The 18,347-nt window shown below is 62.9% G+C and carries 16 protein-coding genes and 2 pseudogenes; 6 read left to right on the top strand and 12 right to left on the bottom strand.

Annotated features, from left to right (window positions below):
* Window positions 1-777 (top strand): TatD family hydrolase, encoded by a 777-nt coding sequence (locus A0O30_RS04025; protein WP_105945661.1) that lies wholly within the window; start codon window positions 1-3, stop codon window positions 775-777.
* A 125-nt stretch (window positions 778-902) separates the two neighbouring features.
* On the opposite strand, the gene ampE is transcribed toward A0O30_RS04025, so the two are convergent.
* From ampE to A0O30_RS04010, 3 genes are all read right to left on the bottom strand, one after another.
* Complete coding sequence (ampE, locus tag A0O30_RS04020) at window positions 903-1,733, bottom strand: regulatory signaling modulator protein AmpE (protein ID WP_105945660.1); 831 nt, start codon at window positions 1,731-1,733, stop codon at window positions 903-905.
* Complete coding sequence (ampD, locus tag A0O30_RS04015; protein ID WP_105945659.1) at window positions 1,730-2,302, bottom strand: 1,6-anhydro-N-acetylmuramyl-L-alanine amidase AmpD; 573 nt, start codon at window positions 2,300-2,302, stop codon at window positions 1,730-1,732. Before ampD ends, ampE begins: the two co-directional genes overlap by 4 nt.
* 88 nt (window positions 2,303-2,390) lie before the next feature.
* Window positions 2,391-4,547 (bottom strand): DUF1631 domain-containing protein, encoded by a 2,157-nt coding sequence (locus A0O30_RS04010; protein WP_105945658.1) that lies wholly within the window; start codon window positions 4,545-4,547, stop codon window positions 2,391-2,393.
* Window positions 4,548-4,790: 243 nt separating this feature from the next.
* On the opposite strand from A0O30_RS04010, the gene nadC reads away from it, so the two are divergent.
* Entirely contained in the window at window positions 4,791-5,639 is an 849-nt protein-coding gene (gene nadC / locus A0O30_RS04005) for a carboxylating nicotinate-nucleotide diphosphorylase (protein ID WP_105945657.1), read from the top strand.
* 177 nt (window positions 5,640-5,816) lie between these two features.
* On the opposite strand, the gene trxB is transcribed toward nadC, so the two are convergent.
* Window positions 5,817-6,779: a thioredoxin-disulfide reductase gene (trxB, locus tag A0O30_RS03995; RefSeq protein WP_003247318.1), complete on the bottom strand. Its 963-nt coding sequence runs from the start codon at window positions 6,777-6,779 to the stop codon at window positions 5,817-5,819.
* Between the two features lie 331 nt (window positions 6,780-7,110).
* Between trxB and cysZ the strand changes: the two genes are divergently transcribed.
* Window positions 7,111-7,839: a sulfate transporter CysZ gene (cysZ, locus tag A0O30_RS03990; RefSeq protein ID WP_105945656.1), complete on the top strand. Its 729-nt coding sequence runs from the start codon at window positions 7,111-7,113 to the stop codon at window positions 7,837-7,839.
* A gap of 164 nt (window positions 7,840-8,003) precedes the next feature.
* Here cysZ and A0O30_RS28150 read toward each other — a convergent pair.
* Window positions 8,004-8,420, bottom strand: a pseudogene (locus tag A0O30_RS28150) (methyl-accepting chemotaxis protein); the annotation flags it as partial.
* Window positions 8,421-8,591: 171 nt separating this feature from the next.
* Window positions 8,592-9,191 (bottom strand): annotated as a pseudogene (locus tag A0O30_RS28145) (PAS domain-containing protein); the annotation flags it as partial.
* A 307-nt stretch (window positions 9,192-9,498) separates the two neighbouring features.
* On the opposite strand from A0O30_RS28145, the gene A0O30_RS03980 reads away from it, so the two are divergent.
* A complete protein-coding gene (locus A0O30_RS03980) occupies window positions 9,499-10,689 on the top strand; it encodes a glycosyltransferase family 1 protein (protein WP_105945655.1) in 1,191 nt (396 codons plus the stop codon).
* Window positions 10,690-10,749: 60 nt separating this feature from the next.
* Here the strand turns inward: A0O30_RS03980 and A0O30_RS03975 are convergent, their stop codons facing one another.
* Both A0O30_RS03975 and A0O30_RS03970 read right to left on the bottom strand, forming a co-directional pair.
* Window positions 10,750-11,232, bottom strand: a complete 483-nt coding sequence (locus A0O30_RS03975) for a glutathione peroxidase (protein ID WP_105945654.1) — start codon at window positions 11,230-11,232, stop codon at window positions 10,750-10,752.
* A gap of 145 nt (window positions 11,233-11,377) precedes the next feature.
* Complete coding sequence (locus A0O30_RS03970; RefSeq protein ID WP_003259610.1) at window positions 11,378-11,863, bottom strand: peptidylprolyl isomerase; 486 nt, start codon at window positions 11,861-11,863, stop codon at window positions 11,378-11,380.
* Between A0O30_RS03970 and A0O30_RS03965 the strand changes: the two genes are divergently transcribed.
* The gene (locus A0O30_RS03965) at window positions 11,862-12,164 is read left to right on the top strand and encodes a DUF3565 domain-containing protein (protein WP_025754816.1); all 303 of its coding nucleotides are present in this window, start codon (window positions 11,862-11,864) and stop codon (window positions 12,162-12,164) included. The genes A0O30_RS03970 and A0O30_RS03965 overlap by 2 nt on opposite strands.
* 31 nt (window positions 12,165-12,195) lie before the next feature.
* Complete coding sequence (gene pta / locus A0O30_RS03960) at window positions 12,196-14,283, top strand: phosphate acetyltransferase (protein ID WP_105945653.1); 2,088 nt, start codon at window positions 12,196-12,198, stop codon at window positions 14,281-14,283.
* Between the two features lie 33 nt (window positions 14,284-14,316).
* Here the strand turns inward: pta and A0O30_RS03955 are convergent, their stop codons facing one another.
* From A0O30_RS03955 to A0O30_RS03940, 4 genes are all read right to left on the bottom strand, one after another.
* On the bottom strand, window positions 14,317-15,039 hold the full coding sequence (locus A0O30_RS03955; RefSeq protein WP_016501466.1) for an OmpA family protein: 723 nt from the start codon (window positions 15,037-15,039) through the stop codon (window positions 14,317-14,319).
* A 109-nt stretch (window positions 15,040-15,148) separates the two neighbouring features.
* Entirely contained in the window at window positions 15,149-15,793 is a 645-nt protein-coding gene (locus A0O30_RS03950) for an MBL fold metallo-hydrolase (protein ID WP_105945652.1), read from the bottom strand.
* A 115-nt stretch (window positions 15,794-15,908) separates the two neighbouring features.
* The gene (locus A0O30_RS03945) at window positions 15,909-16,601 is read right to left on the bottom strand and encodes a sensor histidine kinase KdpD (RefSeq protein WP_016713275.1); all 693 of its coding nucleotides are present in this window, start codon (window positions 16,599-16,601) and stop codon (window positions 15,909-15,911) included.
* A complete protein-coding gene (locus A0O30_RS03940) occupies window positions 16,598-18,205 on the bottom strand; it encodes a tetratricopeptide repeat-containing response regulator (protein ID WP_060500151.1) in 1,608 nt (535 codons plus the stop codon). Before A0O30_RS03940 ends, A0O30_RS03945 begins: the two co-directional genes overlap by 4 nt.
* Window positions 18,206-18,347: the final 142 nt, after the last annotated feature.

Below are 18,347 nucleotides of genomic sequence, written 5' to 3'. Positions count from 1 at the left end.
ATGCGCCTGATCGACACCCACACCCACCTGGACTTCCCCGACTTCGACGCCGACCGCCCGCGCCTGCTGGCCAATGCGGCGGCGCGTGGGGTGGAACGTATGGTGGTGCTGGGGGTGTACCAGGCGAATTTCCAGCGGGTGTGGGACCTGGCCTGCACCGATCAGCGCCTGTTCGCGGCACTCGGCCTGCACCCGGTCTACCTCGACCAGCACCGCCCGGAGCACCTCGTTCAGTTGCGCGAATGGCTGGAACGCCTGCACGGCGATACGCGGCTGTGCGCCGTGGGTGAATTTGGCCTGGACTACTACCTTGAAGACCTGGACAAAAACCGCCAGCAGGACCTGTTTGAAGCGCAACTGCAGATGGCCTGCGATTTCGAACTGCCTGCGCTGTTGCATGTACGCCGCAGCCATGCGCAGGTGATTGCCACGCTCAAGCGCTACAAACCGGTGCGGGCGGGGGTGATCCATGCGTTTGCCGGCAGCTACGAAGAGGCGCGCGAGTACATCAAGCTGGGCTTCAAGCTCGGGCTTGGCGGTGCCGCGACGTGGCCACAGGCACTGCGGCTACGCAAGACCCTGGCGCGGCTGCCGCTGGAGAGTGTGGTGCTGGAGACCGATGCGCCAGACATGGCGCCGGTGATGTACCCGGGGGTGAGGAACAGCCCGGAGCATTTGCCAGAGATTGCCGGGGCGCTGGCCGAGGTAATGGGGATTGATGTCGGGGAGCTGGCAGAAGCTAGCAGCCGCAATGCTTGTGAGTTGTTCGGCTGGTAGATGCTTTGTTGCCTGTCATGGCCTCTTCGCGGGCACGCCCGCTCCCACAGAGACCGCGGCAACCCTGAGTTCGGCGCCATACCTGTGGGAGCGGGCGTGCCCGCGAAGAGGCCAGCAAATTCAGTTCAGACCAGCACTGTCCACAGCGCAAACCCGGCATACCACAACACCGCACAACGCAGCAGCAGCTCCCACAGGCTGTCCAGCCGCCCCAGCCCACGCTGGCTGTCTTCATCGTCGGGAATGTCATCGGCAATGCGCCCGACACGGGCCACCAGGTGCGCCGCACTGATGTGCCAGTTGAGCACCTCGTGCAACATCACCCGGGTGACCGAGAGGAAGTTGCCCACCAGGGCAAAGCTCAACGCCAGTACCCGCACCGGCAGCCAGTCCATGATGTGCCGCAGCTGTTCGGCCCGCGCCTTCAGCGCAGGCTGCTTGCTGTGCTCGCCGCACAGCGCCAGCAGGCGATAAGCCAGCGCCGCCCCAGGCCCCAGCACGAAATACCAGAAGATCACCGCGAAAAAGCCCTGGTACACCTGCCACAGCAGGTTGCCCTGCACCCTTACCAGCAAGCTGTGCGGCTCGTCGGCGGCCAGCCCCAGGTCACGCTCTGCAACATGCAGCGCAGCCTGGTCATCACCGCGCCGCCAGGCATCGCGGAACGGCCCAAGCGAGGCCTTGGCATCACCACGGCCCAGGCTATAGACCAGCACCAGCAGGTGCACCGGCAAGGCCAACAACCCATATGCCACCGGCTCCAGTACATGCAGCAGCAACACCAGCAGCATTACCGGTGCCAGCACCAGAATGGCCAGCGTCCACCAAGGGTGTATCTTGCCGCTGCGCTCCAGACGCACCAGTTCGCCAAGGAAGAACCCGTCGCGCTGCACGCGGTGGCGCAGGGCCGAAAACTTCTCGACCCACAGCGCCAGCAACAACACCAGAAAACTCATGCCTTGTCCTCGTTGTGCAACAACGCTTCGCGGTAGCGCGGCCAATCGAAGGACGGGCCGGGGTCGGTCTTGCGTTGCGGGGCAATGTCGCTGTGGCCCTGAATGCGGCTCAGGTCGATGGCCGGCCAGGCGCTACGAATGTGCCGGGTAAGCTGTTCCAGCACGGCGTACTGGGCGTCGGTATAGGCCTGGTCGTCAGTGCCTTCCAGTTCGATACCGATGGAGAAATCGTTGCAGCCTTCACGCCCGTCGAAACGCGACACACCCGCGTGCCAAGCGCGATCGAGCAACGACACGAACTGGGTCACCGCCCCGTCACGCTCGACGAACAGGTGCGCTGACACGGTCAGGTGCTTGATGCTGTCGAAGTAAGGATGCTCATCGGGGTCCAGGCGATTCTGGAAAAACTGCTGCACCTTGCCGGTGCCGAAACAGGCTGGCGGCAGGCTGATGTTGTGAATCACCAGCAGGGAAATCGATTCGCCTTCAGGGCGGGCATTGAAGTTCGGCGAAGGGCAGTGGGTGATTCCGGTTCCGTGAAACCAGCCAGTGGCACGGTCCAATTGCATGGGGCAGATCCTGAAAACGCCGTGAACAGGTCAACAGTATGCCCTGCGCTCAACACCGTTTGCATGTGAATGATTGTAATGTTGCCGCCTACTGCACCCAAGGTTGCCGCAACCCATCGAGCACCGCCTCCAGCGCCCGCTCGAACAACAAACCGTCATCCAGCATCCGTACGTCCCCTCGGTGCAGTGCCTGGGCCAGGGCAGTGCTGTTCCACTCACGCACTTTCATGCCGGTACGGCTGGCGAATACCAGCCTGTCGTTACTGCCGACGTGCGCTACCAGTTTGCAACGCAGCGGTTCGCCGTCATCCATGACTTCAACCCAGCTGCCGATGCGCAAGCGCTGCACATGCTGCAGCGTTGCCGCCTGCCCATCGGCAAATTGCAGCGGTGCACAGGCCGGCTCTTCGGCCATCGCCAGCACGATGTCCTCGTCCACCAGCACTTCGGCAAAGGGCTTGTCATGGCCAGCCGGTAGCTCAGTGCCCGCACAGGCATGCAGGTGCAACTGCTCCAGTTGCAGGAAGAACTCTCGGGTTGCTGCCGAATCCAGCGCCACGCTGGCCAGGCCATCGCGCAGCGCCTTGAGCAGGCCCGGCACCTGCTGCAAAAGTGCTTGCGGCTCATGCCCCGGGGTGATGCTGGCCAGCAACGCATCCACGGTCTGCAGGGCATCGCGCCAGCCCTGGGAGGCTTCACCCTGCTTCAGCCAGGCCAACTGCAGTACCTGGCTCCAGGCTTGCACCAGCATCTGCACCACCACCAGGGGCAATACCCGACCGCGCAGGCGCTGGTTGAGTACCAACTGCACCTGGTGCCGCGCCTGCAAGGCACGGGCCCGCCCCTCTTCGGCGTCGCGGGTGCGCTGTTCAAGCAGCTCGTTGCGCCGCCGTTCCTCCTGGTTGGATGCAAGAAACTCATCGAGAAGATCGGCAAACAGGCCAGCATCTTCGGCAAAATCATTGAGCAGGCGCTGGACTGTGCTTTCTACCCGCAGGTGAAGGCTGTCACGCAGGCCTTCGCTGCCGCACTCCCAGCCAATGGCCGCACCCGCAATCTCGTTGATCAGCCGGCGCCCCGGGTGGCTGGCCCGGCTGAACAGCCCCTTGTCCAGCAATGCTACCTTGAGCAAGGGAATATGCAGGCGCACAAGCAGTGCGCGCAGGCTGGCGGGCAGGTTGTCATCACGCTGGATGAAGGCGAACACAAGGCCGACCAGGTTGATCACGTCCTCATCGTCCACGGCGATGCGCCGGCGCGTACCGCTGCGCACACTGACCCGCAACAGCAGTTGCTCAAGCTGCTGGCCGAGCTCGAAGTCATCTGCCTCGTGAGTTGCGGGTACATAGTGTTGCAAGTGCGACAGCAGACGAATCAGGTCGGCCGTGCTGATCGGCTGGGCAGCAGCCACCGCCTGCAATCGCGGTGCGAACTGCCCGCGCAGTGGGGCCAGCAAGGTTTGCAATGAGGCGAAATACGCTTGCCCTGCCGCATCTGCCCCAACGTCCTGGCCTTGGCTCAACGGCCCTCGTCGTGTGCGCAAGCGCCTGTCTTCGGCGCGCCGGCGCGGTGCCGGCTGCAACTCCGGCAGTACACCGGCTGCGGCCAACAGCTGGTTGGCGTCGGCATAGAGAATGTCGGCATCACGCAGCACATAGCGCTCGAACAGCTTGAGCAGCACCAGCTTGACCCGTAAACCAACCCCCAGGTTGCGCCCGGCGTCCAGGAAGTACCCGCACAAAGCGGCCGGGCCCAACGGGTTGTGCTGCTCATGCAGGGGGTGATCGAGCAGCGCCTGCAAGCGCAGGCCCAGTTGCTGCAGGCCAATACCATCGCGTGACAGCACCCGCGCAACCATGCCTTCCATTGCCGCAGCCCGTTCCCGTTGGGCCTTGGTCCGCAAACTGCCCGGTTCCGCCAGGTGCGCCAGCGGGTCGGGCTGGCCGATGCGTGCGTAAGTGTCATGGAAGGTATCAAGAAAGCCGCGTTCGATGCTTTTGCGCTTGAGCCTCAGATCACGCATGGCTTCGAAGTACAGATGCTGGTCATAACGGTCGAAGGCCTTGTCAGCCATTTCGAAGAGCGTGTCATCGGCGTTGTCGAACAAGTCCTGCAAGCCTTTGCGCAACTGCAAGGCGGCCTTGTCGCGGACCTGCAGCAGCAATACCGGAAGGCAAGGAAGAGGCGTACGCCCCCCTCGGTCGATGGCAGCCGCCAAGGGCACCACCTTGCCTTCTTTCTGCATCCTGGACTCCTTGCAGGGTGTCTTGCCCGACAGGGGCTGATGATCGTCAAAGCTATGACGCCAAATACTGGGCGCTATTATCGGTAAAAAATCGCATCGCTGCCAGCGCCGTTTCACCGACCGGTTAATGACCCGAATGGGCTCGAATTGCTCACAATGCCCGACCAACGGACATCGCCAAGGCGGCTGTACACACCGGCCCCCTGCCCTATAATCGCGGGCATCTAGCTAGTGGAGCCGAACATGCCGAACCTACGCCTCGCCGACCTGACCGCTGAAATCGAAGCCAACGTGCGCCGTGCACTGTTGGAAGACATCGGCAGTGGCGATATCACCGCGCAGCTGATCCCGGCCGAGCGCCTCGCCAAGGCGACCATCATCACCCGCGAAGACTGCGTGATCGCTGGTACCGCCTGGGTCGATGCCGTTTTTCGTCAGCTCGACCCACGCGTGGCGGTGCACTGGCAGGTGGCGGACGGTGAGCGGGCGACTGCCAACCAGCCGCTGTTCCACCTGGAAGGCCCGGCCCGTTCGCTGCTGAGCGGTGAGCGCAGCGCGCTGAACTTCCTGCAGATGCTGTCGGGGGTAGCCACCCGTGCGCGCTTCCTGGCCGACCTGGTGGAAGGCACCCAGGTGCGCCTGCTGGACACCCGCAAGACACTGCCGGGCCTGCGCCTGGCGCAGAAGTACGCAGTAACCTGCGGCGGCTGCGACAACCACCGCATCGGCCTGTACGACGCGTTCCTGATCAAGGAAAACCACATCGCTGCCAGCGGCGGCGTGGCCGAAGCCGTGTCCGCCGCACACCGTATTGCGCCAGGCAAGCCGGTTGAGATCGAAGTGGAAAGCCTGGATGAACTGCGCGAGGCGCTGGCCGCTGGCGCGGACATCATCATGCTTGATGAGCTGAACCTGGACGAAATGCGCGAAGCAGTGCGCATCAACGCGGGCAAGGCCAAGCTGGAGGCCAGCGGTGGGGTCAACGAAACGACCCTGCGTGTGATTGCCGAAACCGGCGTGGACTACATCTCGATTGGTGCCATGACCAAGGATGTGAAGGCGGTGGACCTGTCGATGCGGCTCAGCCTGTGAGCTGACCGCAGGCAACAAAAAACCGGCCATTGAGCCGGTTTTTTGTTGCCGTTGCTGAGGACCCTATCGCCGGCAAGCCAGCTCCCACAGGTACCGCGAAAGGCCTGAAGGCGGTGCAGTTCTTGTGGGAGCTGGCTTGCCGGCGATGGGCCGCAGAGCGGCCCCGGCGTCATTGGATCAGAACGAGGCGTTGGCCAGGCCGTCCAGGTAACGTTCTACGTCCAGAGCAGCCATGCAGCCGGCGCCGGCCGAGGTAATGGCCTGGCGGTAAACGTGGTCTGCCACGTCACCTGCAGCGAACACACCCTCAACGTTGGTGGCAGTAGCGTTGCCTTCACGGCCGCCGTTGACCACCAGGTAGCCGTCTTTCAGGGTCAGCTGGCCTTCGAACAGCGAGGTGTTCGGGGTGTGGCCAATGGCGATGAACACGCCGTCGACCTTGATTTCGTCGCTGCTGCCGTCGTTGTTCTTCAGGCGCGCACCGGTCACGCCCATGTTGTCACCCAGCACTTCGTCCAGGGTGGCGTTGAGTTTGAGCTCGATCTTGCCTTCGGCCACACGGGCGTTCAGCTTGTCGACCAGGATCTTCTCGGCGCGGAAGGTTTCGCGACGGTGTACCAGGGTCACCTTGCTGGCGATGTTGGCCAGGTACAGCGCCTCTTCCACGGCAGTGTTGCCACCGCCAACCACGGCGACCGGCTTGTTGCGGTAGAAGAAGCCGTCGCAGGTGGCGCAGGCCGAAACGCCCTTGCCCATGAAGGTTTCTTCCGACGGCAGGCCCAGGTAACGGGCGCTGGCACCGGTGGCGATGATCAGTGCGTCGCAGGTGTACTTGCCGCTGTCGCCCTGCAGGGTGAACGGCTTGTTGGCCAGGTCGACGGCATTGATGTGGTCGAAGACGATTTCGGTTTCAAAACGCTCGGCGTGCTCTTGCATGCGCTGCATCAGGGCCGGACCGGTCAGGCCGTGGGGGTCGCCCGGCCAGTTGTCGACTTCGGTGGTGGTGGTCAGCTGGCCACCGGCCTGCATGCCGGTGATCAGCAGCGGCTTGAGGTTGGCGCGGGCAGCATAGACTGCGGCGCTGTAACCGGCAGGGCCGGAACCGAGAATGATGACGCGCGAATGACGTACTTCAGACATGTCGAACTCCTGTCGAGCGGGCCGCACGGGCCGGCATCGGTGTACCGGCTGCGCCAGCTGGAAATTTAAAACGGACCCACGCAGCACTTGGGGAAGGCTACAACGCGCAGGCCCGAAAAGCGGAAAGTTGAGCGCACTGTAGCGAGGTCGCAAAGATTAAGGAAATATCCTTAGACAATCCACCTCATAGGCATCGTCTATGCTGCGATTTCATCGATAAACACGTCCCTGGCGCTTTTGTTACATCCCGTTTCCCGCCCGCAACCCGCCTTTCGTCGGCGCGGCAAACTCGGTAAGGTCAGCGCGTTTTCCTTCTCTGCGGAGTACCTCGATGCAAGCCCCTGTCCTCTCTGGCCCCCAATACCTGCGCGAAGGCCTGAAACTGGTGCTGAGCCCCAACCTGCGGTTGTTCGTGCTGCTGCCGTTGGCGGTCAACCTGCTGCTGTTCGGTGGCCTGATCTACTTCGCCGGCCACCAGTTCGGCCTGTGGCTGGACGCGCTCATGCCAACGCTTCCGGACTGGCTGAGCTTCCTCAGCTACATCCTCTGGCCGCTGTTCGTGGCCTTGCTGCTGCTGATGGTGTTCTTCACCTTCACCCTGGTGGCCAACATCATTGCCGCACCGTTCAACGGCTTTTTGGCGGAAAAGGTCGAGGTGGTGGTGCGCGGCCAGGATAACTTCCCGGCGTTCAGCTGGGGTGAGCTGGTGGCCATGGTGCCGCGCACTTTCAGCCGCGAAATGCGCAAGCTGGGCTACTTCCTGCCACGGGCTATTGGCCTGTTCATCCTGTCGTTCATCCCGGTGGTGAACGTGGTGGCCGCACCACTGTGGCTGATGTTCGGGGTATGGATGATGGCCATCCAGTACATCGACTACCCGGCGGACAACAACAAGATGAGCTGGCAGGACATGCTCGCCTGGCTGCGCAGCAAGCGCTGGCAGAGCCTGGGCTTTGGCGGGATTACCTACCTGGCGCTGATGATTCCGGGGGTGAACGTGCTGATGATGCCGGCGGCGGTGGCCGGGGCTACGTTGTTCTGGGTGCGGGAGCGCAAGTAATACCCAAGAGCCATGAACGGTTGCCATAACCTGCGCGGGCTCTGTGGGAGCGGGCGCGCCCGCGAACACGGGCGTAGCCCGTGCCATCCACCGCAGCGCCTGCTTCGCGGGCTTGCCCGCTCCCACAAAGAGCGATCGCAGTGCCGACGTTCATAGGAACGTCATCACTGCCCCAACCGGCTGGAAAACTGCCCCACCACATCCACCACACGCTTGGCCCCGTCCTGGATCTCGACAATCACGCTACCCGTCTCGTCAGCCAGTGCCAGCCCCTGCTCGGCCTGGCGCTTGCTGGTGTCGATGATCGCCACCGCCGCCTGCGCCAGTTGCTCGTTCTGCTTCACCACCCGGGCGATTTCCTCGGTGGCGGTGCTGGTACGCGAGGCCAGTTGACGCACTTCGTCGGCAACCACGGCAAAACCCCGCCCCTGTTCGCCGGCACGGGCCGCCTCGATAGCGGCATTGAGCGCCAGCAGGTTGGTCTGCCCGGCGATGTCGCTGATGGTCTTGATGATGGAACCGATTACCCGCGACTGGGTATCCAGCGCCTGAATGCCCTCGGCCGCCTCCTGCATCGAGGCTTCCAGGCCACGCATCACGCTGACGGTCTGGGTAACCACATCGGTGGCCTTCTGGGCGCTGACATCGGTACCCAGCGAGGTGTTGTAGGCAACATCTGCTGCCTCGGCCACCGCCTGTTCCTGGTTGACCTGGTCGGTAATCACAGTGGCGAACTTGACCACTTTGTACAGCACGTCATGGGCGTCGAAGATCGGGTTGTACGAGGCCTCCAGCCAGATCACCCGGCCGTGGGCGTCGATGCGCTTGAAGCGTTCGGCAACGTATTCACCACGGCGCAGCTTGTCCCAGAACGCCTGATAGCCGGCCGAGTTGGCCTCTTCGGGCTCGCAGAACATGCGGTGGTGCTTGCCGCGAATTTGCTCCAGGCGATAGCCGACGGTGGCCAGGAAACGGTCATTGGCAGTGAGGATGGTGCCGTCCAGGTCAAACTCGATAACGGCGGTCGAGCGCATCAACGCCTTGATCAGGCTTTCATGCTCGCGCGAAGTCTCGATGGTGCGGGTGAGGTCGCTGGAATGCAGGGTGAAGTACTTGATACGCCCTTCGCTGTTCTTGACCGGCTGCAGGATCGAGCGCAGCCAGGCTTCCTGGCCATTGCCGCGCAGCAAGCGGAAGGCACCGTTCAGGTGCTCGCCACGGGTGATCGCGCTTTTCATGCGTTGGTAGAAATCCAGCGACTTCACATGCGCGGGGACGATGTCCTCAATGTTGCGTCCAAGCAATTGTTCGGCACGGTAGAGCATCTCGCTCTCGAAGTTGCCGTTGACCATCTCGATCCGTCCCTGGGGGTCGAGTTGAAGTACCAGCATCTCGTTGTCGAGGCTACTCTTGACCTGTTCGATGGACATCAGGTCTTCGCGCAGCTGCCGGATTTCTTGCTTGAGCTTGTTGTTGAACATCATCGCTCTCCTGGAGCGCATCACGTAGTCGAATGCATCTGCATCGGCTGCCGCCTGCACCTTCTTGAGTGCCGCACCAGGAAATATTCAAAAAGGCGCAAGCGTCGGCGGTCGGGCGTCATCTGCATGTCACATGGCCGTCACATTGGCGCAATCCAGCAGGCGGAAACTTTTTGTCATGAATACACCCGCCCTACGCATTACCCTGGTCAGCGAAACCTTCCCACCCGAAATCAACGGCGTGGCCAATACCCTTGGCCGCCTCAGCGAAGGGCTGCGCCAACGCGGCCACGACGTCGAGGTGGTACGCCCACGTCAGGCCGGTGAAACACCGGTGCACAACGACCCAAACCTGATGTTGTGCCGTGGCTGGGCCCTGCCCGGCTACCCGGGCTTGCAGTGGGGCGAGGTGTCGATGCACAAGCTGATGCGCCGCTGGCGCCGGCAGCGCCCGGATGTGCTGTACATCGCCACCGAAGGGCCACTGGGGCTCAGCGCCCTGCGCGCAGCCCGGCGCCTGGGGCTGGCGGTGGTCAGTGGCTTTCACACCAACTTCCCGCAGTATTCCGGCCAATATGGCCTGGGCTTGCTGGCGCGCCTGCTCACCCACTACCTGCGCTGGTTCCATCGGCGTACAGCGATCACCCTGGTGCCCAGCCTCAGCCAGCGTCTGGAGCTTGAACGCCGTGGTTTCGAGCGCTTGGACCTGCTGGCCCGAGGTGTCGATGCCTGCCTGTTCAACCCGGCCCGACGCAGCCAGGCGTTGCGTGAAAGCTGGGGGCTAGGCCCGGACGATATCGCCGTGCTGCATGTCGGGCGGCTGGCGGTGGAAAAGAACCTCGGGCTACTGCGCCCGTGCCTTGAGGCATTGCAGAAGACTTATCCACAGAAACGCCTGCGCCTGATCCTGGTGGGGGACGGGCCACAGCGTTCAGCACTCCAACAGCAGGTGCCGGATGCGGTGTTCTGTGGCGCACAGAGAGGTGAGGTGCTGGCCGAGCACTATGCCAGCGGTGACCTGTTTCTGTTCCCGAGCCTGACCGAAACCTTTGGCAATGTAGTGCTCGAAGCCATGGCTTCGGGGTTGGCTGTGGTCGCTTACGACGAGGCCGCCGCAGCGCAGCATATTCGCCATGGTCACAGCGGCGCGCTGGCGATGCCGGGGGACCAGGCAGCGTTCATCGATGCGGCCTGCTGGTTGCTGGAAGAAGAGGAGACGTTGCGCCGGGTGCGGCTGAATGCGCGGCAGCATGCAAGCCGTCAGGGGTGGTCGGCGATTGTCGAGCAGTTTGAGGGGTATCTGCGTGCTGCCCGGAACCAAGCGGCTGCCACACCTGCTTCCAGGCTTGATGCTACGCGATCTGTGTAGGAGCGGCCTTGCGGCCCTTTCGCGACACAAGGCCGTTCCTACAGGGACCGCGCAAGGCTTTCAGACCAGTGCTTTTTCGATAGCCTGCACCACCGCCGGATCATCTGGCGCTGTACGCGGTGAAAAGCGCGCCAGCACCCGCCCATCCTTGCCCACCAGAAACTTCTCGAAATTCCAGGTGATGTCGCCCGGAAACTCGGCTCCTTCGCCCGCCAGCAGGCGGTACAGCGAATGGCGCTGCGGCCCGTTGACCTCCAGCTTGCCCCCCAGCGGGAAGCTCACGCCGTAGTTGAGGCTGCAAAATTCCTGAATTTCCTTTTCGCTGCCTGGCTCCTGCCCGGCAAACTGGTTGCACGGCAGGCCAAGCACGTTGAAGCCCTTGTCCTTGTAAACCTGGTAGAGGTTTTCCAGGGCCTTGTATTGCGGCGTGAGCCCACACTTGGACGCGACGTTGACCACCAGCACCACTTGGCCCTTGAACGGGGCCAGGGGCAGCTCCCCTCCGTTCAGCGCGTCCAGTTTCAGGTCGTGAAATGCACTCATGATGACATCCCCTCTCAGGTTCCCGGTTGCCGCGCAGGCAAATTCCGCCCACTAAAAAGGCGCTCGTCCAAACCGTCCACCTCCCGTAGGAAGGCAAATCGGCTTGCCCGAGCGCCTGGCGACTTTCTGAGCTTAGCGCAGAAAATCAGTGGTGATGGCCACCTTCACCGTGGATGTGACGGTGAGCGATTTCTTCGTCGCTGGCGTCACGCACGTTGACAACCTTGACCTGGAAGGTCAGGCGCTGGCCGGCCAGCGGGTGGTTGCCGTCAACGGTGACGTCGTCGCCGTCGATGTCGCGGATGGTGACGATCTGCATCTGGCCATCCGGCGCCGAAGCGTGGAACTGCATGCCCACTTCCAGCTCGTCGACGCCTTCGAACAGGCTGCGGTTCAGGGTGCTGACCAGTTCGGCCAGGTATTCGCCGTAGGCGTCTTCCGGCTCGATGGAAACGTTCAGTTCGTCACCGGCCTGCTTGCCTTCCAGGGCTTTTTCCAGGCCCGGGATGATGTTGCCGGCACCGTGCAGGTAAACCAGCGGCGCGCCACCGGCGGAGCTGTCGATGGTCTCCCCGGCGTCGTTGGTCAGGGTATAGTCGATGGAGACAGCCTTGTTGGCGGCGATCAGCATGGGGCAAGACCTTTTGCAAAAGAATGTAGAGCGCACAAGTGTAACGAAGCCATCGTCCGATTGCGAACGTGCCGCGGACGAGCAGCGGCCCATCAGTCGGATCACCGGCTTCCACCAGGACGAAGAAGGCCACTGGGTGGCAGAACTGTCCTGTGGCCATACCCAGCACCTGCGCCACCAGCCACCGTGGCAGGCACGCCCCTGGGTGCTCGACCCGGCCCAGCGCGCGCAGCACATCGGCCAGCCTTTCGCATGCGGCTGGTGCGCACAAGGGGCCGATAGCGCTACCCTTGGCCGTTAATTTCTTGCACCGCTTATTTCGAGAAGCACGCATGCAGACATTTTTCATTGCGCCGACCGACTTCGGTGTCGGCCTGACCTCCATCAGCCTGGGCCTGGTGCGCACCCTGGAGCGCGCGGGCCTGAAGGTCGGCTTCTTCAAGCCGATCGCCCAGCCCCACCCGGGTGATACCGGCCCCGAGCGCTCCACCGAACTGGTGGCCCGCACCCATGGCATCAAGCCCCCGGTGCCCCTGAGCCTGGCCCATGTCGAGCGCATGCTCGGCGATGGCCAGCTGGACGAGCTGCTCGAAGAAATCATCCGCCTCTACCAGCAAGCCTGCATCGGTAACGACGTGGTGGTGGTCGAGGGCATGGTGCCCACCCGCCACGCCAGCTATGCGGCGCGGGTCAACCTGCACCTGGCCAAGAGCCTGGATGCCGAGGTGATCCTGGTGTCGGCCCCGGAAAACGAAGTGCTCAGCGAACTGTCCGGCCGGGTCGAACTGCAGGCCCAGCTGTTCGGCGGCCCACGCGACCCGAAAGTGCTCGGTGTCATCCTCAACAAGGTGCGCACCGACGAAAGCATGGCCGACTTCGCCACCCGCCTGCGCGAACACTCGCCCCTGCTGCGCGGCAACGATTTCCGCCTGCTCGGCTGCATCCCCTACCAACCCGAATTGAACGCCCCGCGCACCCGCGACGTGGCCGAGCTGCTCGGTGCCCAGGTGCTCAATGCCGGCGACTACGAGCAGCGGCGCATGAGCAAGATCATTATTTGCGCGCGCACCGTGGCCAACACGGTGCCGCTGCTGACCTCGGGTACCCTGGTGGTCACCCCGGGCGATCGCGACGACATCATCCTTGCCGTCAGCCTGGCGGCGATCAATGGCGTACCACTGGCCGGGTTGCTGCTGACCAGTGACAGCAAGCCCGACGCGCGCATCCTCGGCCTGTGCCGCGGCGCGCTGCAGGCTGGGTTGCCGATCCTGTCAGTCAGCACCGGCTCGTACGACACCGCCAACCAGCTCAATTCGCTTAACCGCGAAATCCCTGTGGACGACCGCGAGCGCGCCGAGTTCATCACAGACTTCGTCGCCAGCCACCTCGACGCCGCCTGGCTGCACCAACGCTGCGGCACCCCGCGTGAAATGCGCCTGTCGCCAGCTGTGTTCCGCTACCAGTTGATCCAGCGGGCGCAGCAGGCCAACAAGCGAATTGTCCTGCCCGAAGGCGCCGAGCCGTTGCTGGTGCAGGCTGCGGCCATCTGCCAGGCCCGTGGCATTGCCCGCTGCGTGCTGCTGGCCAAGCCCGAGGATGTCGACGCCGTGGCACGCGCCCAAGGCATTACCCTGCCGCCTGGCCTGGAAATTCTCGATCCCGAGCTGATTCGCGGGCGCTATGTCGAGCCCATGGTAGAGCTGCGCAAGAGCAAGAACCTCAACGCGCCAATGGCCGAGCAGCAGCTGGAAGACCCGGTGGTGATCGGCACCATGATGCTGGCCCTGGACGAAGTGGACGGCCTGGTCTCGGGCCTGGTGCACTCCACCGCCAACACCATTCGCCCTGCCCTGCAACTGATCAAGACTGCGCCTGGCTCAAGCCTGGTGTCGTCGGTGTTCTTCATGCTGTTCCCGGAGCAGGTGCTGGTGTACGGCGACTGCGTGATGAACCCGCACCCGAGCGCTGCCGAGTTGGCAGAGATCGCCCGGCAGAGCGCCGAGTCGGCGCAGGCCTTCGGTATCGCACCACGGGTGGCGATGATCAGTTATTCCAGCGATTCAGCCAGCGATGAGGAAGTGGAGAAGGTGCGCGAGGCAACACGCCTGGCGCAAGGTGCAGCGCAGGCGTTGCTGATCGATGGGCCATTGCAGTACGACGCGGCGGCCAACCCGACGATTGCACGGGACCTGGCGCCGGGCAGCCCGGTGGCCGGGCGTGCCACGGTGTTCGTGTTCCCCGACCTTAACACCGGCAACACCACGCACAAGGCGGTGCAACGCAGTGCTGACGGGGTGAGCCTTGGGCCGATGCTGCAGGGGCTGCGCAAGCCGGTGAACGACCTGCCGCGTGGGGCTCAGGTTGACGATATCGTGCATACCATTGCCCTGACGGCGATTCAGGCCAGCGTGGTGCGCTAGAAGCAGGGGCTGCTTTGCAGCCCCGGCGATCAATCAGGGATACTGCTGAACCTGGCCTTGCTGCTGGTCATACTGCTGACCCGGAATCGGCTTCAGGTTCACTTCCACACGGCGGTTCTGCGCACGGCCATTGGCGTCGGCGTTGCTGGCGATCGGCTGGTCCGGGCCCATGCCACGTACCGAGATACGCGAGGCATCCACACCCTGCGAGGTCAGGTAGGTGCTGACCGCCTGCGCACGGCGCTGGGACAGGTCCATGTTGTGCTGGCGGCTGCCGGTGCTGTCGGTGAACCCGACCACTTCGATGGTGTTCTGGTTGAACTGCTTGAACGAACCGGCCAGGTTGTTCAGCGGCGAGTAGAAGCTAGGGGCGATGTTGGCCGAGTCGGTGGCGAAGGTGATGTTGCCCGGCATAATCAGCTTGATCTGGTCACCCTGACGTTGCACTTCCACGCCAGTGTTGGCCATTTGCGCACGCAGCTCTGCTTCCTGCTTGTCGGCGTAGTAGCCGTAACCGGCAGCGGCAGCGCCCACCGCAGCAGCGCCGATCAGCGCACCCTTGCCACGGTTGTTGTGGTCGATGGCGGCACCGGCGATGGCGCCGGCCAGCGCGCCCAGGCCGCCGTACTTGGCGGTCTTGCTCATCCCCGTGGAGCCCTGCGCCTGACCCTGGTTGTCATAAGGGTTCTGGCCGGCACAGCCGGTCATCAGGGCAGCGGCAGTTGCGACGATAATCAGACGACGCATGGTGAACATGGACAAGCTCCTACTGAAATTCATAAATGCGGCAGATCTCAAAGGGATCTATGCCAGCCTTGGATTGCATCGGCAACGAAAAATTCCATGAAAGTGCCTTCATGTGCCATCAGGCACGTACGAAGGGGTTTTCGCGCATTTCATCGCCCAGCCGAGTATCGGGCCCGTGGCCGGTCACCACGATGGCCTCTTCGTCCAGCCGGTACAGCCGCTCCTTGATGGAACGCACGATTGCCCGCTGGTCCCCACCCCACAAATCGGTGCGGCCAATGCCACGGCGGAACAGGGTATCGCCCGCAATCAACAGCTTGGCATCGGCGAACCAGAAGCTCATCGAGCCCGGGGTATGGCCTGGCGTATGCAGGGCCACGCCACAACCACAGGCCAGCTCTTCATCATCGCCCAGCCAGCGGTCGGGTGACGGCACCGGAGTATAGGGAACGCCGAACATCTGGCACTGCATCTCCAGATTGTCCCACAGTACCTGGTCGTCCTTGTGCAGGTGCAAGGTAGCGCCGGTCAGTTCCTTGAGCTTGCCCGAAGCCAGGAAGTGATCGAAGTGCGCGTGGGTGTGGATGATGCTCACCAGCGTCAGGCCATGGGCCTGTAGGCGCGCCAGAATCTTGTCCGGGTCACCGCCCGGGTCGACGACGATGGCCTTTTTGGTCAAGGGGTCGCCGATCAGGGTGCAGTTGCATTGCAGGGGGCCTACGGGGAAGGTTTCGCGGATGATCGCAGGCGGGGATTGGGTCATGATGCTCTCGGCGGTAAAACTGGGGTTTGCCCAGAGCCTGACAGGAAAATGAGGTGGGTGCACGAGGTTCATGCCTTGGGAGGTTTGGCGCTCATGAGATCGAGCGCCACACATCTTAAGGCAGGAACAACCTGAACAACCCGCCCCCCAGCGCCCCGCCATTGGAAATCTCGATCCGCCCACGCACCCCGCCGCTTTCATGCAACGCCGCAATCCGCGCCGCAAAATACAGCCCCAGGCCGGTACTGCCGCTGGTCGAGTCGATGCCCTGGATGTACTCCTCCTGGCGCTCGAGCATGTGTTTTGGATAACCCGGGCCGTCATCGTTCACGCAGATGGCCAGCTGGTTGTCGGCCTCTTCGATGGTAATCAGCAAGGCGTGCCCGGCATAGCGGGTGGCGTTGGTGATGACGTTGGCGATCACCGAGGCCACCAGTTCACGGTCGAAGAAACCCAGCGGGTTGTCGGTGTCGATGCGCCAGGTGGCGAGGATGTCGTTGTGCTTGAGCACTTCCTGGTGGGCCGCCAGCTGGGCTTCGATGAAATCGTCCAGCTCATGGTAGTCCGGGCACACCGGCAGCTGGTTGATACCCAGTTTATAGAGCCCCAGCAGTTGCACCAGCATGCCGTTTAGGTGGCGAAACTCATGCTCCATGATGCCCTGCTCGGCACCACCGCGCAGCTCTTCGGGCAGGCGTTCTACCCACTGGTTGTGGGACTGGATCAGCGCCGACAACGAACTCTTGAGGTCGTGCACGGTGGAGGCGATCACCGTGGAAAAGTCCAGCCCCTGATTGTCTTGATTCATGCGCCGAACACTCGGATGTGCAGTTTGCGGTAACGGTCATAGCGATTGTCGCTGGCAGGGATACCGGCCACGCTGGTCAAGGCGTCCTGGCATTCCTGCATGATCGCGGGCTGAGGGTTGTCACCGCCAATACGCAGCAGCGCCTGGGCGGTGTTGAGGGCGATGCTGATGTTCTTCGGCTGCATACCCAGCGCCTTGCGGAACAGTTGCAACGCCTCGCCAAGCTGCCCTCCCTGGTAACTGCGCACACCCTGGCGATTGAGGGTGACCGCTTCGGTAATGGCGTTGAGCACCGTGGGGTCGTCGGTCAGCTTGCCCACTTTCTCCATGACCTTGGGGTCATCACCATAACTTTCCACACAGCTTTTCAGCACGCCGATGGCGGCGGCTTCCTGCCCCATTGCCTGCAGCTGCGCGGCAACGGTCAGGGCCGAATCGACCGAGAAAAACTGGTTCATCTTGTCCAGGCGCTGAATCGCCTGTTCGGTCAGCTTGGCCGCCGTTTCCGGGTCGCCCGCCTGCTGCAGGCTGGCGGCTTTCATCATCCGCGCGCGAACCTGCAAGCCTTGGTCTTCGGGGTTTTCCTTAGCCACTTCGCTGAGCGTGGTGTTGATCTCGACCCGGGTACGGGCGTCCAGGCCGAAGCCTGCATTCTTGCTCATCAGGGCCTGCACCAGGCCTAGGTTGTTTTCGGCGTCTTTGTAGCGCGAGCTCTGCCCTTGGTTCACCGCATGGCGGAACGCCTTCGACGCGCTCTCGAAGTCTTCGTTTTCCAGCGCCAGCTTGCCCAGTGTCGACTGCCGACGCACCGACAGTGGCGACAGGCGTACCGCCTCTTCCAGCAGGTTTTGCGCACGTCGGGTATCGCCCTGCGCCACCAGCACTTCGGCCATGCCGTCGTAAAGCCCTGGCATGATCGGGAACGCCTTGAGTGCCTGCTCGTAAACGCCCTGGGCCTGGGCATTCTGGCCACGCTTGTGCATCAGGGCGCCCAATGCGGCGTACACCCACGGCTGCGGGCGACTGGCCAGGATGGCCTTGAGGAACTTTTCCAGCTCCTCGAAGCGGTTGAGGTTGCGCAAGGCATCGGCCCGGTAGCGCAGGCACAGTGGTGCCAGGCGCGGGTCCTTCTTGCACAGTTCGGCACAAGCCGCCAGCACTTCGGCCGGGCGACTGCGGTCCAGGGCCTGCAGAATCGGCTTGAGCAAGGTTTTGCGCTGATACAGCTTCTCGACGCGCTGTGCCAGGCCAACCCGGTTGAACGGCTTGGTCAGGTAGGCATCGGGCTCGTGCTCGATGGCACTGAGGACAATGGCCTGGCTGCTCTCGGCCGTGACCATGATGAACACGCACTCATGGCTGATGTGCTTGTCGATGATCAGGTCTTCGAGCACCTGTTGGCCGTTCTTCTTGCCATCACCCAGGTGAAAATCCTGCAGGATGAAGTCATAGCGCTTCTGCGCGCACATGCGCAGCGCCTGCTCGCCGCTGTCAGCGGTGTCCACGTCGCGCACGCCCAACTCGCGCAGCATTGAACGGGTCGACGTGCGAAAGTCGGTAAAGTCGTCGACGATCAGAAAGCTTTTTTGCCCGTACTGCAGCATCAACACGACCTGCCTTGGAATGATTGAAAAATCGCGCGAGGCGATGCCACCGATCGCTGTATCGGCAGCAGGTCGGGAAAGATGAGGGTAGAGCATTGGCGGCCACAAACCATGGCCTCAGGCCATCACTTTAGCGGGCAAT

Origin of the sequence: Pseudomonas sp. LLC-1, from assembly GCF_002992185.1 — a bacterium.
GTDB classification, from domain to species: domain Bacteria; phylum Pseudomonadota; class Gammaproteobacteria; order Pseudomonadales; family Pseudomonadaceae; genus Aquipseudomonas; species Aquipseudomonas monteilii.
Note: the sequence above shows the minus strand (reverse complement) of the source record. Positions and strands in the feature narration are given on the sequence as shown.